We start from the raw sequence: 17,853 nt of genomic DNA, 5'->3' as shown, positions 1-17,853 counted from the left end.
TGGCAACAAGTGGCTGGTGGGTATAAATACCCAGATAGGTAAGTATCTCCGTAGTGGTCATTAACGAATATCTTTCATCCTCCGTTGGCTTTTCAAAACAACGCAACAAAAGCTCCATCTCTGCAGTTTGTACTTGAAAGTCTTCACTCTCCCTATATAGTTCGGCAATCTCATCATCATCAAACCAATAGCGAAAGTCTGACTTTAACAGGGCTTTGGCTTCCGCATAGACATTGTCCATCGAGATAGCTTTTGCTCTCTCAATATCTATGGAAAGCACTTCAAAGGGTAGAAACCGTCTGCTGCCTGTAGGGTCTGTAAGAAAGTCATTGCCGTTCACCGATGCCACGAAGCTTGCCAAGTGGGGATGCTCCTCTACATACTTGTCATACGGCATACGGTACTTGACCATCGGGCAGGTAATGAGGTTCTTCAGCTCGTTCTCATCCCGCTTATTGAGAGCTTTGAGCTGGTCATCTATATTTACGATAAGGTTCTGACCGATATAAGTAAGTGTATCCTTCTCTTGTGGATATATCTTGCCCGTATAGCTGTAACCGTGCAGTTTGGACGGGCAGAGCAAATCCAAGAATGTAGTTTTGAACTTGCCCTGCTCGCCTGTCAGCACAAGGCAGGTATGGTTGCGGCACTCACGGTCGTTCATCGCATTGGCGACCACCGCCACAAGCCATTTGGTAAGATACGGCAACCATTTGTTAGAATTACGGACAACAACGCAGCTTGCCAAATCGAGAATCGCTTTTGGTGAAAGGTAAAGTACATTACTATCCCTGAAACTCTCACCATCACAGCTACTGCTATCACTTATATCAATCAGTGGCAATGCTTTGAAATACTCCTGCACGGGATTGATACGGGGAGAGAAGCTGCTCTCGATAATGGAGTAGAGATTATCGGAGGAAGTCGCTATGCCTTCATCGCAATCAAGTTCCCTGCGGAGCGTATTGATTTCATAACGACCGACTTTTGTATATATGCCGCTGTTCCTACTTCGGTATTCGGTTCTTCCCAATACTGTATTGTATCTGAACTCGTAGTGTGTGGAGAGGTAGTTTTCTATCTCTGCGTTCTTGGATGAGCTACCCCTGCGATGAGGATTTCTTCTGTTATCTATATTGCCTGCATCTGCGTTCTTTTTCATTATTTCCTTGAATTGGTTTCCAAGAGTGAAGTTAGGGTGAGAATGCGTAACTTCCAAGCATTCAAAGCCTTCTTGCATAATGTTGCATCTGTCTGCTGCAAAATTCTTAGGGAAACAGGCTGTTAAAAAGAGCATTTATCGCCTCATTAAGCAAAAAACGGATGACAGGAAAGATAGGTTAGTAGAAATACGGATGTCGTTGTTTGCTTTCAGATGCACTCTTTTGCTTTGATTACCTTATTAACCTCATTTGTGCAGTGGCAAGAACATCAATCTGTCTCTTTTGTCCTTGTCATAGCGCCACAACTGCCACTTGAATGAAAAGTGATGGAATAAGAAATGCCCGATATTAATTTTGCATAAGACAAGCTGCGCTCGGCAAAGGATAAGTGAACTTTCCTCTGTACTCGCTTGCATTGTCTTTGCAACAAAAGAAGAAGACGGGGCAGGAAAACGCAAATGCGAACCGATGATGTGGATTGCTTTTTCCTCATTCTTCCCGATCCTTCCCTGTTGTTCTTCACGGCTTTGAGAGGTGTACGCACGTCATTACCTTTGCCGATGGAAACAGGAAGGACCTGAAACAACAAACAATAAACAATAACAAAATATGATTATGAACTATTACATCATTACGGAAACCAATTGGGCAAAGCTTCGGGATGAAATCTTGAGCCTTGCGGAATGCTGCTACAAGGCATTCGGAGAGAAAAGCAAGCACACGGACTGGCTGCACAACGGCGATGTGTGCCAGCTGCTGAATATCAGCAAACGCACCTTGCAGCATTATCGTGATACGGGCGTGCTGCCGTTTACGCAAATCGGACACAAGTGCTATTACAAGCGCGAGGATGTGGAAGCATTGCTTCTTACGAAATTGAACAAACCTAAAAACAGACAGATATGATGGAAACAGCAAGAGACTTGAACATGGAGACGGACGAGATGCAGCTGGTTGTCTCAGCGTTGAGAGGTGTAGGAAAACGGATTGTGGAAGTGGCACAGACACACAAGCCACTCTTTGCAGGCGAACTTTTCCTCACAGGAAAGGAAGTGTGCGAGCGGCTGTATATCAGTCCCCGCACCTTGCAGGACTACCGAGACAGGAAGATTATACCCTACACGCAGTTTGCAGGGAAGATACTCTACAAGGCTTCGGACTTGGAAAGGATGTTGGAGGAGAATTACTATTTTAAGTCCATTTGAATTTAGTATTATAATTCGATTAAAAATACCTATTAATAAGTATTGCCAGTATAGAATTCTTCCCATACCTTTGTATCCAAAATTGAATTAATGATGAAAATATCACACAGCCGCATAAAGGCAACAATAAAAGGAGCGTACTGTTTTTTAACAGTACGCTTTTTTTTATGAACAAAACTGAACGATGTCCGTTAATAAAATAGTAATGAAAATATTAAAAGAAGATATAAGAAACAAGATTGTCGCAGCAGCTCGCAATGAATTTATTAAAAATGGCTTTAGAAAAACTTCGATGCGAACAATTTCGGCAAAATCGGGAGTTACCTTAGGTAATATATACAATTATTTTAAGACAAAGGATGATATTTTTTATACTGTCCTTAGACCTTTACTTATAGTCTTGGATGAAAGGATGTCCTCCTATCGCATAGAACATAACAAAACAGATAAACTTCACTTCTCTATACAAAATCAAAAAGATTTGCTAAGAGAAACGCTTAAAATAATTTTCTTATATAAAGAAGAATTAAAGTTATTACTCTTTGAATCAAAAGGTACTTCTGTAGAGTTTTTCCGTGAAAATTTTATCGAAGAACAAGTTGCAATAAGTAAAGAATATATTGATCAAATGCAAAAAGTCTATCCACAAATACAAACAAAAGTTTCGTCACTATTCTTTCGGATTTCCTCTTCCACATGGGTAACGATCATCGGAGAGATTGTCTCAAGCACAGAAATCTGCAAGGAAGAGGTAAAACAGGTCTTATCTGAATACATACGCTATAATACGGCAGGATGGCGAGAACTCATTAATCCATAAAATTATGAACAGATTATTCATCGTAACGATACTGTGTTTGTGTACAACAGTTTTGTCTGCCCAAAATATATTACGTGGGAAAATCATAGATAAAGAAACAGGACTTCCCATATCTGGGGCATACATATCAATCAAAAACACAAAACAGAAAACAGTTTCTGACAAAACAGGCAATTATCAAATTGACATTCTCTCAAATGGAACATGTATCGTTGAGGTTTCATTTGTTGGATATAAACGAGTAAGGCAAGTCATTGTGTTAAACGGCAATATCACAAAAGACTTTTTCTTAGAATCATCAGCGAACGTCCTTAACGAAGTTGTAGTGAGGGGATCTTCCCAGCAGGCGGAAATAAACCGCATTCGGCAGAGTCCTATGGCTGTAACCGTAGTGGACGGATCCAAGTTGAGGGGACGTTCAAGCGGTATAGAAGAAATTCTCACAAGAACGTCTGGCATCAAGGTGAGAAAGTCAGGCGGATTAGGAAGTGCCTCTCGCATATCTGTACATGGGCTGGAGGGTAAGCGAGTCGCTGTCTACATCAATGGATTTCCTTTAAATAGCCCTGACGGTTCCTTTGATATTAACGATATTCCGATTGATGTAATTAAGTACATAGAGGTGTACAAAGGAATCGTTCCTGCAGAATATGGCGGTGATGGACTTGGTGGTGCTATCAACATAGTGACACGAGAGGATGAATGTGACCTAGTAGGTTTTACGCAGGAATTGGCATCATTCGGGACATTCAAGACACTTGCAAGTGCCCAGAAACTTTTTGCAAAATCTGGAATATTATTCAATATTGCTTTCTTCAGGAACAAATCCAAGAACAATTATATGATGTCATGGCCAGTGTTTGAGACTAATCTACCTGCTTCTGAATACAGAAAGGTGAGACGAAACAATGACTATTATGACGCAGAATTCTATCATGTGGGCATAGGTTTTAGAAAGCAATACTTCGACAAACTGGATTTGGAATGTGCTTTTTACAGGAATAAGAAAGGCATACAGTCTCTCAACTTTGACTCTCGATATGCCTATACAAAAAGTCTTAATATTATGCCTACTTTGAATATGGAGAAGAAAAATTTCATTTTCAAAGATTTGGAGCTGAAAAACACACTTGTTGTTCCCATCATACGTTCTAACATGACGGATACGGCAACTACAAGAACGCAATGGAATGGGACGGTCACGCCAGCTAATGGGGAGACAGAGGATAATCTTTTCAACGAGTCCCATGACCGGCAATTTGAGTTGCGAAATAAATTTAACTTGAAATATACACTTGGACGACATACTTTCAATCTGAATGATCAATTCGTATTCTCGGACTATAGACCTAAGGACGATCGTATGAATGAATACCTTGGCTTCGACCCCAGTTCATTTCCCAGCAAAATGACTTCAAACAACATCGGACTAAGTTATTTGTTTGCTTCTTCTAATAATCGCTTTCAGAATTCCTTGACAATAAGCATCTATTATCTGAAGTCAAAAATCTATAGAACAAGCGATGCTTTGTCAAAAGACAAGACAGAAAGCGTATTCGCTCCCCAACAGACCAACGTGAACAAAACGTATTATGGCTTTAGCGAAGGGCTTAGCTATGAATTGTGGAAAGGTGTGAGGGGAAAAATCTCGTTTTCACACAATGTAAGAATTCCTAATACGGGAGAATTGTTCGGAAACGGAATGAGTATCAAACCTTCTGTAAATCTTCAGCCAGAAGTTGGAGATAATTTGAACATTGGGGTCATCATGGACAAGAGAAATCTATTGGGGCTTACTCGTGTGCAATGGGAAACAAATTTTTATTATATGTATATGAAGAATATGATAAGACTTTTCCCCGCTGACATCCGTTCCATATACATAAACTTAGGAAAGACAAGTACGCTTGGTTTCGATACTGACTTAAAGGTAGATATAACCCCAAACGTCTATGCATACTTTAATCTTACATTGCAGGACATTCGAGACCGTCAAAAATGGTTAAACGATGAGAAAGGTTCGGATAATCCTACGTATGACAAGCATGTTCCCAACATACCTTCATTCTATTACAACTATGGCATGGAATATCACGTTGAAGGTTTGTTGGGAAAGAAAGAGTTGTCCAGAGTTTATGTTGATGTTTCTCATGTCGGAGAATTCGATTGGGGCTGGCAAATGAGCACACTGCCCGACCAACGAAAGAAATGGATCATTCCTTCCAACGATGTGTTTACCATAGGGCTTCAACAGTCATTTTGGCATAACAATGTTTCTCTGAGTTTCGAGGTCGAAAATATTTTTGACAAAGAGAACTACATGGAATTCAAAATGCCACTGCAAGGCAGAACCTTTAAGGCTAAATTGCGTTTTAATCTGTTCCGAGACAAAGTCTCAGGAGGAGCTATGAGTATGTAAATTCTTATTATTCATTTCAAAAATTTATAGTCAAAATGAAACATTATTTCTTAGTCGCAGCCACGGCGCTGCTTGTGTTATCAGGTCTTTCCTCATGTAGTAAAGACACTCCAGATGTTCCTCCAACACCACCAGCAAAGTCCGAGGCAGGATTTGTGCATAGCGTGAATATTGGAGAGAACACATATGTCAGTCTGTTCAAAGACTTGACAGCTGGTTCGCTCAATACGGACAATGCTTTGGTGTTTGCCAAGGGTGCATTTTCATTTGTGCATGGTGGCAAGGTATATGTGACTGACACGGAACACCTCTACAAATATGCACCAAAAGATGGCAAGCTCGTCCAAGAGGGCACGACTATGGTATTTCCAAGTGGTGCTAAGGCAACGTACATCACGTTCGCATCCAATAAGAAGGCATATGTTTCTTGCCTTGGTATTGGAAAGGTGTGGATTATTGACCCATCCTCAATGACGAAGACAGGAGAAATAGACTTATCCGACTATTCCTTGGGAAAGTCCTCTGGTGACAATAATCCTGAACCGTGTGCCTCTGTTATCAGAGATGGAATTTTATATGTGTCTCTGAATCAAATGAAGTCTGCTTATTCTTGCGAAACTGGAGCCTATGTTGCATTAATTGACACGAAAACAGACAAGCCAATAAAACTTATTAGTGACAGTCGCGTCACGATGTCGTCCAGTGGAACACCTGCTGGTGATCCGTTTGTGGACGAGAAGGGTGATATTTATTTCTATTGCGTAGGAATGTTCGGTTATCAGAAGGGGGCAAAGGAAGGCTTCTTGCGCATTAAGAAGGGAGAACAGGAGTTTGACAAGTCTTATTGCTTTACCCTTGCAGATGTAAATCTGGATGGTGTAAAAGGAGGTAAAACTTCATATGCCTATAATAAGGTATATGGTGGAAACGGAAAGGTTTATGGATACCTAAATATTCCTGGGGCAGCAAGCAACCCACCTGATTACGTTCATGATAAATCGTTCCAGCCTTTTGAGATTAATCTCTATGATAAGACTTGCAAGAAGATGAACTTCTCAGGAACTACAGGCTGGGCGGCATCCATTTGCAAGTCGGGCAATGACATCATCTTCGGCATGTCAACAGACCAAGGTACGGGTTATTTTGTCTATCACATGAAAGATGGAAGCTATGAAAAATTGAAGGTAAAGGTTTCCGGAGCACCCTATATGTTGCATGAGCTTAAATAGTTGTAATAGAATATTACTTATGATATTTATTGGGACATAACCCCAACATCTAAAAGAATGTGAACTTCTTGATTAGAAACTTTAACCTCCTCAAAACAAGGAAAAGAGCTGTATCGTTACTCATTATAGGGTTTGATACGGCTCTTTTAGTTTATGTGTTATAAACTATAAATTCTCATGGTTGTGCTTTTAGTTTTTATACACTGTCAATTCAGTTTTAATAAAAATCTTTTTTTTGTAGTAGCGTAGTAAATAATTGAAAGAATATTCGTATATCAATAAAAATTTTTAATCCTTTTTCTTTCAACGTATTATACCTTATTGTAGTTATGTAGTAAGATATAATCAATGAAAGAAAAAGAAAATATAATCATCAGGTATCCGTCTTTCCTATTAAGAATATCGGTGTTATTATGGATGTAGGTTTCTGCAATCTCTGACATACATGTTTCCTGAAGAAGTGTGCTTCCGTACTGTCCAATTGATAAGACAAGGCGATGATGATTGTGAGTGGATAAAGCGGAGCATAACCTCGCAGTCGTCCGTTCACGTAGACTTCCTGCTCCCCTGTATCCCTTTCGTCGGGTTGCAGGGGAGAGACTTTTAGTAGAAGTTGCAGACGATGGTTGAGCTTCCTCCATGTTACACCGAAGAAATCTACCAGTTCGCTCTCTGTCATGGCGATTTTACCTTTGCCTTTGCGAATGATTTGCATATTGTCGCCCCACTCGAAATAGCTACGGTCTTTTTTAGTTTGATAGTGATAGGTATTCATACGGCTTCCTCCTTCGTTTCCTTTGTCTGATGTTTCCTTATCAACCTATCCATATCCTCAGAAATCTTATTGTCCGTCACCTGTGCATAGATTTGGGTGCTTGATATGGAGGCGTGCCCCATCATCTTGGCAATGCTCTCGATGGGTATCCCTGCACTTAAACTCATTGTACCGAAAGTGTGCCTTGCCATATGATAGGACAACCGTTCTCTGATACCGCAAGCCTTTCCCACGATGCTCAGCTTTGCACTCATCACGCTACGGCTACAAGCACAGTGAAAGATAAAGTCGTCACCTTTTTCTTTCACTGTCTGCATTTCTTTCATGCTGGGTAGTTCTTCCTTACATTGATCGATGATGGCCTCCGCTATCGGGTGCAGGGGCACAACAAACTCCACCTTTGTCTTCTGCCGTTCTTTTCGGATATATTTCTGTCCGTCGGCTGCCGTTTGAATGTGTCCAAATTGCAAATGTTTCATATCAGCAATAGCCAAGCCCGTAAAGCATGAGAAGATAAATATCCGCCTTGCTTGTTCTGCTTCCTTATCAATTACTCTCAATGCCATGAGTTTGGCAACATCGCTCTTTTGCAGAAAGCGTATCTTCTGTTCCGCTTTCTCATACTTGGCATTCTCAAAAGGATTGCAACGAATGAGCCTATGGCTGACCGCACGATACATCAGCCTACTCAGCCAACAAAGATAACGATTCATGGTTGCTGATGCCAAGCCTCGTCTTTTCAGATAGAAACGGTATTCTTCAAACAAGTCTTCCGTTATAGTGGCTATGACTATATCCGTCATTCCCTTATCCTTTACAAATTCCGTAAGTAACTTATCTGAATAGAGAAGATTCTGATAGGTTCCCTCAACTCTCGATTTGCCCACGCACTCTTTAACGGATTGCAGTTCTGCTTTGCTCATGGCAAGAAGTGTTGTCGGCATGGTGGCTATCCTCTGCAAACGGTTTTTAAGCAGTTCCACACTTACCACTCCGTCCTTTATCAATATCTCCTGATAGGTCTTTTCTACAAGTTCTTTGAACTCGCCGATTCTTTGATTGGTTTTCTTGTCGGTTGTCAGTCCCTGTCGGCTATTCCACTCGGAGGATTTGCACTGCTCGCCTGTGGTAATGGCGATGCTTTTTCCGTCTATGGTGATACGGCAGAGAATGGCGGTCTTGCCGTCTGCCTTTATTTTCTGTCTGTTGATATAGAACAGTATCTTAAATGTACTTCTCATAAAAAATCTTGGTTAAATGGTTAAACGCAAATCTTCGGTGAAAGAAAGGAAACGGTTAAACTCCTCAAAGAGTTTCTGCGGTGTTACTTTTGCATAACGTTCGGTCATACTTACGTTCGTATGTCCGAGCATCTTGCTCACCGTTTCAATAGGTACGCCCTGCTCCAATGTGATAAGTGTGGCAAAGGTATGCCTTGCAGTGTGCGTAGTAAAGGGAAAAGAAATGTCTGACCGTAATCGCAAGGCTTTGAGACAGGACTGATAAGTGGAATATTTGAAGTAAGGGATCAGTGTTTCCCTTTCATCGCTGTGCATTTTCTGTATTAATTGAACTGCTTCGGGCAATAGCTTGATACGACAAAGCACACCTGTCTTCTGTCGGTTGAACTTTAACCAAAGACAATCCTCATCGTCACGGATAAGATGCTTCTTGCTTAGTTCTATCAAATCACAATAGGCTGCACCGGTATAACAGGCGAAGAGAAACACATCACGAGCGGTTTCCATTTCTTCTTCCAATTCATCAAAACGGAGTGCCTTCAACTTGTCCAATGCTTCTTGGTCGAGAGTCTTGGGCGCTTTCTTGTCTCCCCGTTCTATATGGACTTTGTCAAACAGAAGCGTATCAGCCAACCCCTCACGATAAGCTAGCCTGCAGACGGTCTTCAAATCTGCTGCAACTCTGAAAAATGTGCTTTGCTGATGACCGAGATCACCGAGACAGAACGCCTGCAACTCATAGATAAAGCTTTCTGTAAGCTGCGAGAAAGCCAAATCCGAAACATGATACCTCCTCTGAATGAACTCCTGTAATCGTTTCCGAGTGGAATGATAGGCGTACATAGACCCTTCCTTGATGTCTATACCGATATGGCTTTCCTTCTCCTTGATGAGCATATCCAGCCTCTCGATAAGCATACATCTTGCCTGTACACTGCCTTGAAACAGTTCCTTTACATCAGTTGCATCAAATGGCTGTCCTTTGGCAATTAGCGACTGATAGGCAGATTGAATGGAAAGCAACAGATTCTCCAATCTCCCATTAATTTCTACCGCCTCACGGCTCTTGCCATCCATTCTGCTCTCACGTGAATTCCATAAGTCAGGATTGCAGGAGAGTTTACAACTGAACTGGGCAATGGAACGCCCAATGGTAATACGTCCCATAATCGGAGCTTTCCCCGATTTGTCAAGCCCGCTCTTTTTAAGGTAGAGCAACACCTTCATTTTCTCTGTTTTCATACGCTTTAATATTTGTGGGCAAAATTACCCGAATTAAAGCGTTCCTCACATACGCAGAAAACTGCTGACCAAAGCAACAGCCACACTAGCGAAAATAATTCAGTTACCGAATGCTATACCATCGTTACCTACATCAAAACAAGGTAACGCTCTGGTAACTGAACTTCTGCCTAAATCTGCATATTCCTGCCCTTTACAAACAGAGCAGTATTATGCAAATCATTTCGTTTCTCTCTCATTATCAGTTAGTTTACATCAGCTTCGATATCTCTTCTTTTTCATTAATTAGTTACAGCTTTGTATAATCAATTATACACGTGTGTATAATTAGTTATACATACGTGTATAACTTAATCCTTTAACTTTCCCTGATTTGACTATACACTTATCTGTTACATTAACTGAATAAGTAGACAATCGTTCTGTAAGTTTACAGGAAAGCTATACACAAGTTGAGAATCCATACAGGATAGCTAGTAAGTAAGAAGATATATGAAATGATACTAAACAAAGGTATTAAACAGAGGTAAAAAGAATGAGCCCAGTACAATACTGAGCTCATTATAGAGAAATAAATAGTTAACGTGTTAATTGACTGTTCAACATTTGAGGATATAATAACAAAGAATATCCTCTCTGTTCAACCTAACTACTTAATTAAAAATTCCACCAATGCTTTTTCTTGGGTGGCTTTTGATCTTCAAGTGAATGATTAGAGAAATTTCGACTTTCCCATGTCTCATGATTTGTCACCATCTGATAGATAGTTCCCCAATCAGGCAATCCTCCGAAATTGCGATCATCAATAAACATGTCAGCTTTAATCTTTCTCGAGAAATGATTATTCTTCTCTTTCTCTTCCTCTGGATAATCCTTATTGATTGCCCAGAAATCAACGCCTCGTGCGTGACACCAATCAACCGCCTCTTGGAGTAAGTCATCTTCTCTAACGCTCCATAAGATTAAGCGATGACCATCTTTGATTAACATCTTCAAAGTATCGGTGGCGAAAGGAATTTCGTCACCGATTTTAGGATATCTATGTTCTACGATGGTTCCATCGAAATCAATAGCTATTATCATTCTTAACCTTTAATTTTATCGCTTTACAGAATGGTCATTTTTATCTCCATAATGGCTGTTGCTATAATTTCCGTAGTTACCATAACTACCATAAGAATAGCCACCATATCGCCCATAACGCCCATATCTTCCATACTTACCATAGCCATAATAGTAGCTGTACTTTCTCTTCGACATATCAACACCATTAAGTACCATAGCCATGTTAGGCAATTTCTCTTCCTTTGCAAGTGAATTGATCATTGCAAAAGATGCCTTTGGAGTGTAATCGGCACGACACATGTAAACTGAAACGTTTGTCACACGTGCAATCTGAAGAGTATCAGTTACCAAACCAACTGGCGCAGTATCAATCATGATGTAATCATATTTCTCTTTCAGAATCTCAATAATCGTATCAAGAGAATTGCGCGCAATAAGCTCGGCAGGGTTAGGAGGAACTGGACCAGCCATGAGAAGATCCAAATTCTTATTTACTCCAGAAGGTAGAATCTGTGCCTCAACATCTTCTCTATTCGGATTATCTTTCACAAGAATATTGGTAATACCATGCTTGTGATCGTTAATGCCGAATTGTTCTGCCAAACGTGGACGACGAATATCAAGACCTACCAAGATAACCTTCTTACCAAGAAGCCCGAAGCTGACAGAAAGGTTGGCTGCTGTAAATGTCTTTCCTTCTCCAGAGGTTGAAGATGTGAAAAGAACAACCTTCTCACCTTCATGCAACATAAATTGAAGATTCGTTCGTAGAGAACGGAATATTTCTTCCATCTGATTGTTCTGATTTTCATGAACAACGATATCAGCCTTACCCTTAGCCGAATTACTTGCAATTGCAATATCTGCAATGATTGGTAACTTGGTAAGACGTGCAACATCATCGTGTCCTTCAATCTTATAGCGGAAGAATTGTATGATTAAAATGATAAGCACAGGAATAGCCAAACCAATGACAAGAGCAATCAACATTATATATGTTGAATTAGGACTTACTTTACCATTCAATTGTGGATCATCAATCAACCTTCCCTTGTCGGCTGTTGCTGCAAGAGATATACTATTTTCTTCACGCTTTTGAAGTAACATCAAATAAAGTCCTGACTTCACCTCCTGCTGACGACCAATCTGTGTCAACATACGTTCCTGTTGAGGAGTCTCCTCTACTTGATCTGTGTATTTTGTAACCTGCGCTAAAACTGCATCTCTCTGAATCTGTAAGTTCTTGCGTGCTGCAGCAATAGCACGTCGAATATTAACATTTAAATCACGAATCTGATCCGTGAGAGGTTCAACAACTGGTGAGCTCTCAGATGCACTACGAAGAAGACGATTACGCTCAAGAACTAACTCATTGTATTTATTAATCAAAGAAGTAGAACTTTCATCATCCAATCCTACATTAGATGGAATAACTTGTGTTAAATTGCGTGAAGAGCTTTCTACTTCACGAGCAATCGTATTAAAGAGCTCAATTTGAGTCTCCATTTCTGCAAGTTTCTGCTCTGATGTATTCTGGTTGGAAACAGAATTACTAGCATTCATCTTCAGTTCTACCATGCCATTCTTTTGCTTGTAGTTCTGAAGCTCACCTTCGGTCTTACCTAATTCAGCATTAATCTTCTCCAAACGTGAATTAATGAACTTCTCTGTTTGGTGTGCAACAGCATTCTTATCCTCATTTGCTTGACGATTATAAACAATTGCTAATTGCTTCAAGTAATCAAGAGAACGTTGAGGAACCTCATCAGTCAATTGAAGTTGTAAGATAGAAGTACCTTTCCCACTTTGACCTATTTTTAATTCACCTACATACTTATCAGATGCCATTTTAGGAGAAAGAATGCTAACCTTTAGAACTTGACCTTCATGTAAAGTTCTACCATTATTAGAATTAATGGTAATAATACCTGCACGTGTAGGGATTGTTGCTGGCAGACTCGTAAACTTTTTATTAATAGAGAAAGGACCTTCACTATTTTCCTCATCTGTTGGAACAGAATATGTTCCATTAACAACAAATGAAGAACCATTCTTTGTAATGTTAAGATTGATAGGTCTATTCAGTCTATCCAAATGGGCAGCATCAATATCTACAACCAAAGGTTGGTCACGGTATGTTATAACATCCTTAACCTTTCCTTCTGTCGTGTAATTCACATACAACTTTAAATCTCGGATAGCATCTTCAGCAATAGAATGTGATGAAAGAATCTCCATCTCATTATCGATACCAGCGGAATTAGAGATTGTTCCCAAGTTAGTTATGTTCTGTAACGAAGAACCTCGTCTACTACTTCCATTGTCATCATCTTTAATGAGCAATTTTGCTGTTGATTGATACAAAGGTGTGGTGTACCTTAAATAAATAGCTCCAATTCCACCAAAGATAATTAGTGAAAGTACGAACCAATACCAATTAAGAATTATGGTTCGATAAAGAGCAGCAAAGTCAAAGAAAGAAGTTACGCCTTCCTTCTCTTGTTCTTTGTCTAGTTCTAGTTTTGTCGTTTCTTCCATATTTGTTTTATTTTTGTTTCATCCGCTAACAAGACTCGTATCTTATTCTAATCAATCAATTCAAGTAGATATTTCCCATAATTGTTTTTGGCCATCGGTTGAGCTTCTTCTTTCAAACGATCTGCTGTTATCCATCCTTTCTTGTACGCTATCTCCTCTAAACATGCAACCTTAAGTCCCTGCCTTTTCTCTATACACTCAATAAAAGTACTGGCTTCAGACAAACTATCATGTGTACCTGTATCCAGCCATGCAAAACCACGCTGAAGAGTTTGAACCATCAGAATATCTTGATCTAGATATTTCTGGTTTACACTCGTAATCTCTAGTTCTCCGCGTGCAGAAGGTTTAATCTGTTTGGTAATATCAATAACACTATTGGGATAAAAATAAAGTCCAACAACAGCATAATTGCTCTTGGGTTGCTCTGGCTTTTCTTCTATACTAAGACACTTTCCATTCTTATCGAACTCTGCAACACCATATCTCTCAGGATCATTAACATAATATCCAAACACTGTTGCTTTATTTTCTTCTTCAGCCCTTTGAACACTATTCTTTAACAGACTACTAAAGCCCGCACCATAGAAAATATTATCTCCTAAAACAAGGCAGACAGAATCATTTCCTATAAACTCTTCACCTATAAGAAACGCTTGAGCAAGTCCATCAGGAGAGGGTTGTTCTGCATATTCAAATCGCACCCCAAAACTACTACCATCTCCCAGTAATCGTTTGAACGCAGGCAAATCATGTGGCGTAGAAATAATTAAAATTTCCCTGATCCCAGCCAACATCAATACCGATATAGGATAATAGATCATTGGCTTGTCAAATATAGGAATAAGTTGTTTGCTTATTCCTTTCGTTATCGGGTAGAGACGAGTGCCAGATCCACCAGCTAGAACAATTCCTTTCATAATCAGTTCGTTTTATATCTTAACTTATAATTTAGTTGCTATTATGAGCAGAGAAGAATAACGGAATTGAATAGGTCAGCTCTTATGAGTTTATCATGCAAATAATTCCTCATTCAACGATGCATATATAACGCATGCAAAGATAACAAATTTAATTTAATTAAAATAACTGTAAATGAGAAAACATACATTAAGAATGTGTTTTCTTGTTTTTTTTAGTAACTTTGCAAGCGAATAAATAATTTAATTACATTGTAATAACTTAAAAACAAGATATAAGAAATGGGATTTTTTTCAAAGCTTTTTAATAAAAGTGGGGATGAAACAGCGAAGTCTGGAGGTATGGAAGACTATATGACTCTTATTAGGGTTTATTTTCAAGCAGTACTTGCTTCTCGCCTAGGTATCAACAACTTGGCAATGCTCCCTGATTTACGCACATATAAACAAACATTCCATGTTCCAACCCTACATAATAAGTTGGGATTAGGTGAAATGGCTAGTGTTAAGAAAACCATGAAAAGTTTATATAAAGTTGATGATAATTTCTTTGAAGAAATAGACGCAAGTATTAAAAAGAATTGTAAGAAGATGCAAGATGTACAGCCTTATCTTTATCAATTCCAAGGCTTCACACAAGACTTAATGATGTTAATTGGCAATTTGATGAAATTCAAATTACGTGTTCCAGGCTTCTTCAAAAAAGCTATATACACAATGACGGAGAAGACCGTAAATGATATTTACGATAAAAATGACTTCTCTGATGCTGGTGTAATCAAAGCAGTTGTAGCGGTTCGACAATATAATCAGCGACTGCGCTTTAGTAGAAAATGGACTACTGATTTCGTTTATCAGATTGTAACTTTAGCAAAGAAAGAACCTAAACCTGCAGAACAAGCAGAGTCAAAATAATTAGGTATATATTTGCTTAAACAGAAACTTTAATGTAATTTTGTAGCCAAAACGAATAAGTTAGTTATGGATTCGAATGAGAAAACTCTCAATACGTTTGCAACTCGTGCGCGTCAGATGATTCTTCAGTATGCAGAACTGAAGAAAGAAAATGATGAACTTTACACACTTGTTGATCAACGTGAGAAGGAAATTAAACAGCTCCAAGAAGAGTTGTCTCAAGCAGAAGCTAACTATAATTCGTTAAAGATGGCAAAGATGCTCGAAGTAACTGATGGTGATATGGAAGGTGCACAAAAGCGTGTTGCCAAACTAATCCGGGATGTTAACAAGTGCATAACACTTCTAAGTGAGAAATAATCCAGAATATAATGGCAGACGATAAACTACATATAAGACTGCATGTTTATGATACAGAACTCTCTGTAAACGTTCCACACGACGATGAGGAGTATTATCGTTCTGCAGCCAAATTAATTACTGATACTATCAATACTTATTCTACTCTTTTCAAAGGTAAAAAAGGGGATAAGGATATTATGTATATGGCAATGCTTGATATTGCATTGAAATATAAGAAAGAAGGAGTACGCAATGATACGGCTCCATTCAATGATATTCTCGGTAAACTCACTTCAGAAATCGAAGAAGTATTAAAGAAATAACGAGAATATTAACTAAAATAATAAAAGAATAATAAATGAGTCCAATTGTTACAGTTGTAATAGCTGTGCTTTGTTTGTCTGCAGGTTGTGCTGGTGGATTTGCTATTTTCCGCTATATCCTTACAGGAAAATACAACGACACTATAAGTGAGGCAGAGAAAGCGGCAGAAGTAATAAAAGAAAAGAAATTACTTGAAGTCAAAGAGAAGTTCCTTAACAAAAAGAGCGAGCTTGAAAAAGAAGTTCAACAACGCACACTCAAGATACAACAAGGAGAAAATAGATTAAAGCAACGTGAGGTTGCTCTTAATCAGCGTCAAGAGGAGCTCAATCGACATAAGCAGGATGTTGATCAGCAGCAACAGCGTGTTGACAATGAGAAGAAACTGTTACAGGTAAAACAACAGGATCTTGAAAAGATGCAAGAGCAGGAGCGTATTAAGTTAGAAGAACTTTCAGGACTTAGCTCTGAAGAAGCAAAGGAACGTTTGATTGAAAGCTTGAAAGATCAAGCGAAGTTGGATGCAGCTTCTTATATTAATGAGATTGTTGATGAAGCCAAACTTAATGCGAATCAACAAGCAAAGAAAATAGTTATTCAGACTATACAACGAGTTGCAACAGAGACTGCTATCGAAAACTCTGTAAGTGTTTTCCATATTGATAGCGATGAGGTAAAGGGTCGCATCATTGGTCGTGAAGGTCGTAATATTCGTGCTTTGGAAGCTGCTACAGGTGTAGAGATCGTTGTTGATGATACGCCAGAAGCAATTGTAATTTCAGCTTTCGACCCAGTTCGTCGTGAGGTTTGCCGCTTGGCACTTCATCAGCTAGTTGCAGATGGACGTATTCACCCTGCACGTATTGAAGAGGTTGTCGCAAAAGTCAAAAAGCAGCTTGATAATGAAATCATTGAGACTGGTAAGCGTACGGCAATCGACCTTGGTATTCATGGCTTGCATCCAGAGTTGATTCGCATTGTTGGTAAGATGAAATATCGTTCTTCTTATGGACAGAATCTTCTCCAACACGCTCGTGAGACAGCGAACCTTTGTGCAGTTATGGCAAGTGAGTTAGGCTTAAACCCAAAGAAGGCAAAGCGTGCAGGTTTATTGCATGATATTGGTAAAGTCCCAGATGAGGAGACTGATTTACCACACGCAATCTATGGTGGTAAGCTCGCGGAGAAGTATAAAGAGAAACCAGATATTTGCAATGCTATTGCAGCCCACCATGATGAGGTAGAGATGACAACTCTTCTTGCACCAATTGTTCAGGTTTGTGATGCTATCTCTGGTGCTCGTCCAGGTGCCCGTCGTGAGATTGTTGAAGCTTACATTAAGCGCTTGAATGATTTGGAAGCTATTGCAATGAGCTATCCAGGTGTGACAAAGACATACGCAATACAGGCAGGTCGAGAACTCCGTGTCATCGTTGGTGCTGATAAGATGGACGATGTAGAGAGCGAGAAACTAAGTTCTGAAATTGCAGAGAAGATTCAGAACGAAATGACTTATCCTGGTCAGGTTAAGATTACAGTAATTCGTGAAACCCGTTCTGTTGCTTATGCAAAGTAACGATAAATAGTTTTATCTATTTCGATAATAAAGAAATGCACTTCAGTTCATGGGGTGCATTTCTTCATTCTACCCTTTC

General features: G+C 39.5%; 16 protein-coding genes. 9 read left to right on the top strand and 7 right to left on the bottom strand.

Annotated elements, in window-relative coordinates; genetic code table 11:
• Window positions 1-1,297 (bottom strand): VapE domain-containing protein (locus F0475_RS11075; RefSeq protein ID WP_155716674.1); only part of this gene is annotated, 1,297 nt, incomplete at its 3' end.
• 481 nt (window positions 1,298-1,778) lie between these two features.
• Here F0475_RS11075 and F0475_RS11070 point away from each other — a divergent pair.
• The 5 genes from F0475_RS11070 to F0475_RS11050 all read left to right on the top strand — a co-directional run bounded on the left by F0475_RS11070 (window position 1,779) and on the right by F0475_RS11050 (window position 6,836).
• Entirely contained in the window at window positions 1,779-2,069 is a 291-nt protein-coding gene (locus F0475_RS11070) for a helix-turn-helix domain-containing protein (protein WP_155716673.1), read from the top strand.
• Window positions 2,066-2,368, top strand: coding sequence for a helix-turn-helix domain-containing protein (locus F0475_RS11065; RefSeq protein WP_006043739.1), 303 nt, complete (start codon window positions 2,066-2,068; stop codon window positions 2,366-2,368). The genes F0475_RS11070 and F0475_RS11065 overlap by 4 nt, the downstream gene beginning before the upstream one ends.
• Window positions 2,369-2,552: 184 nt before the next feature.
• Window positions 2,553-3,188, top strand: a complete 636-nt coding sequence (locus F0475_RS11060; RefSeq protein ID WP_006043738.1) for a TetR/AcrR family transcriptional regulator — start codon at window positions 2,553-2,555, stop codon at window positions 3,186-3,188.
• A 4-nt stretch (window positions 3,189-3,192) separates the two neighbouring features.
• Window positions 3,193-5,607, top strand: a complete 2,415-nt coding sequence (locus F0475_RS11055; RefSeq protein ID WP_155716672.1) for a TonB-dependent receptor — start codon at window positions 3,193-3,195, stop codon at window positions 5,605-5,607.
• Window positions 5,608-5,642: 35 nt separating this feature from the next.
• The gene (locus tag F0475_RS11050) at window positions 5,643-6,836 is read left to right on the top strand and encodes a YncE family protein (protein WP_006043736.1); all 1,194 of its coding nucleotides are present in this window, start codon (window positions 5,643-5,645) and stop codon (window positions 6,834-6,836) included.
• 373 nt (window positions 6,837-7,209) lie between these two features.
• Here the strand turns inward: F0475_RS11050 and F0475_RS11045 are convergent, their stop codons facing one another.
• The 6 genes from F0475_RS11045 to rfbA all read right to left on the bottom strand — a co-directional run bounded on the left by F0475_RS11045 (window position 7,210) and on the right by rfbA (window position 14,617).
• Complete coding sequence (locus F0475_RS11045) at window positions 7,210-7,611, bottom strand: hypothetical protein (protein WP_009227822.1); 402 nt, start codon at window positions 7,609-7,611, stop codon at window positions 7,210-7,212.
• On the bottom strand, window positions 7,608-8,852 hold the full coding sequence (locus F0475_RS11040) for a site-specific integrase (protein ID WP_155716671.1): 1,245 nt from the start codon (window positions 8,850-8,852) through the stop codon (window positions 7,608-7,610). The genes F0475_RS11045 and F0475_RS11040 overlap by 4 nt, the downstream gene beginning before the upstream one ends.
• A 12-nt stretch (window positions 8,853-8,864) precedes the next feature.
• On the bottom strand, window positions 8,865-10,094 hold the full coding sequence (locus tag F0475_RS11035) for a site-specific integrase (protein ID WP_006043730.1): 1,230 nt from the start codon (window positions 10,092-10,094) through the stop codon (window positions 8,865-8,867).
• A gap of 657 nt (window positions 10,095-10,751) precedes the next feature.
• Window positions 10,752-11,177 (bottom strand): BT0820 family HAD-type phosphatase, encoded by a 426-nt coding sequence (locus tag F0475_RS11030; RefSeq protein ID WP_009435244.1) that lies wholly within the window; start codon window positions 11,175-11,177, stop codon window positions 10,752-10,754.
• Window positions 11,178-11,192: 15 nt separating this feature from the next.
• Window positions 11,193-13,697, bottom strand: a complete 2,505-nt coding sequence (locus F0475_RS11025) for a GumC family protein (RefSeq protein ID WP_155716670.1) — start codon at window positions 13,695-13,697, stop codon at window positions 11,193-11,195.
• Between the two features lie 47 nt (window positions 13,698-13,744).
• On the bottom strand, window positions 13,745-14,617 hold the full coding sequence (rfbA, locus tag F0475_RS11020) for a glucose-1-phosphate thymidylyltransferase RfbA (RefSeq protein WP_155716669.1): 873 nt from the start codon (window positions 14,615-14,617) through the stop codon (window positions 13,745-13,747).
• Between the two features lie 282 nt (window positions 14,618-14,899).
• Between rfbA and F0475_RS11015 the strand changes: the two genes are divergently transcribed.
• From F0475_RS11015 to rny, 4 genes are all read left to right on the top strand, one after another.
• Window positions 14,900-15,532, top strand: a complete 633-nt coding sequence (locus F0475_RS11015) for a hypothetical protein (protein ID WP_155716668.1) — start codon at window positions 14,900-14,902, stop codon at window positions 15,530-15,532.
• A gap of 66 nt (window positions 15,533-15,598) precedes the next feature.
• A complete protein-coding gene (locus F0475_RS11010) occupies window positions 15,599-15,892 on the top strand; it encodes a hypothetical protein (protein WP_155716667.1) in 294 nt (97 codons plus the stop codon).
• Window positions 15,893-15,903: 11 nt separating this feature from the next.
• Entirely contained in the window at window positions 15,904-16,197 is a 294-nt protein-coding gene (locus F0475_RS11005) for a cell division protein ZapA (RefSeq protein WP_155716666.1), read from the top strand.
• A 35-nt stretch (window positions 16,198-16,232) separates the two neighbouring features.
• On the top strand, window positions 16,233-17,774 hold the full coding sequence (gene rny, locus F0475_RS11000) for a ribonuclease Y (protein ID WP_155716665.1): 1,542 nt from the start codon (window positions 16,233-16,235) through the stop codon (window positions 17,772-17,774).
• The last annotated feature ends 79 nt before the right edge of the window (window positions 17,775-17,853 follow it).

Origin of the sequence: Prevotella vespertina (genome assembly GCF_009728485.1) — a bacterium.
GTDB lineage: Bacteria > Bacteroidota > Bacteroidia > Bacteroidales > Bacteroidaceae > Prevotella > Prevotella vespertina.
This window is presented reverse-complemented; position numbering and strand designations above follow the sequence as displayed.

Bases quoted from the DNA above. Each gene is read 5' to 3' on its own strand.
- F0475_RS11070 (WP_155716673.1), top strand. From the start codon at position 1,779: ATGAACTATTACATCATTACGGAAACCAATTGGGCAAAGCTTCGGGAT.
- F0475_RS11065 (WP_006043739.1), top strand. From the start codon at position 2,066: ATGATGGAAACAGCAAGAGACTTGAACATGGAGACGGACGAGATGCAG.
- F0475_RS11060 (WP_006043738.1), top strand. From the start codon at position 2,553: ATGTCCGTTAATAAAATAGTAATGAAAATATTAAAAGAAGATATAAGA.
- F0475_RS11055 (WP_155716672.1), top strand. From the start codon at position 3,193: ATGAACAGATTATTCATCGTAACGATACTGTGTTTGTGTACAACAGTT.
- F0475_RS11050 (WP_006043736.1), top strand. From the start codon at position 5,643: ATGAAACATTATTTCTTAGTCGCAGCCACGGCGCTGCTTGTGTTATCA.
- F0475_RS11045 (WP_009227822.1), bottom strand. From the start codon at position 7,611: ATGAATACCTATCACTATCAAACTAAAAAAGACCGTAGCTATTTCGAG.
- F0475_RS11040 (WP_155716671.1), bottom strand. From the start codon at position 8,852: ATGAGAAGTACATTTAAGATACTGTTCTATATCAACAGACAGAAAATA.
- F0475_RS11035 (WP_006043730.1), bottom strand. From the start codon at position 10,094: ATGAAAACAGAGAAAATGAAGGTGTTGCTCTACCTTAAAAAGAGCGGG.
- F0475_RS11030 (WP_009435244.1), bottom strand. From the start codon at position 11,177: ATGATAATAGCTATTGATTTCGATGGAACCATCGTAGAACATAGATAT.
- F0475_RS11025 (WP_155716670.1), bottom strand. From the start codon at position 13,697: ATGGAAGAAACGACAAAACTAGAACTAGACAAAGAACAAGAGAAGGAA.
- rfbA (WP_155716669.1), bottom strand. From the start codon at position 14,617: ATGAAAGGAATTGTTCTAGCTGGTGGATCTGGCACTCGTCTCTACCCG.
- F0475_RS11015 (WP_155716668.1), top strand. From the start codon at position 14,900: ATGGGATTTTTTTCAAAGCTTTTTAATAAAAGTGGGGATGAAACAGCG.
- F0475_RS11010 (WP_155716667.1), top strand. From the start codon at position 15,599: ATGGATTCGAATGAGAAAACTCTCAATACGTTTGCAACTCGTGCGCGT.
- F0475_RS11005 (WP_155716666.1), top strand. From the start codon at position 15,904: ATGGCAGACGATAAACTACATATAAGACTGCATGTTTATGATACAGAA.
- rny (WP_155716665.1), top strand. From the start codon at position 16,233: ATGAGTCCAATTGTTACAGTTGTAATAGCTGTGCTTTGTTTGTCTGCA.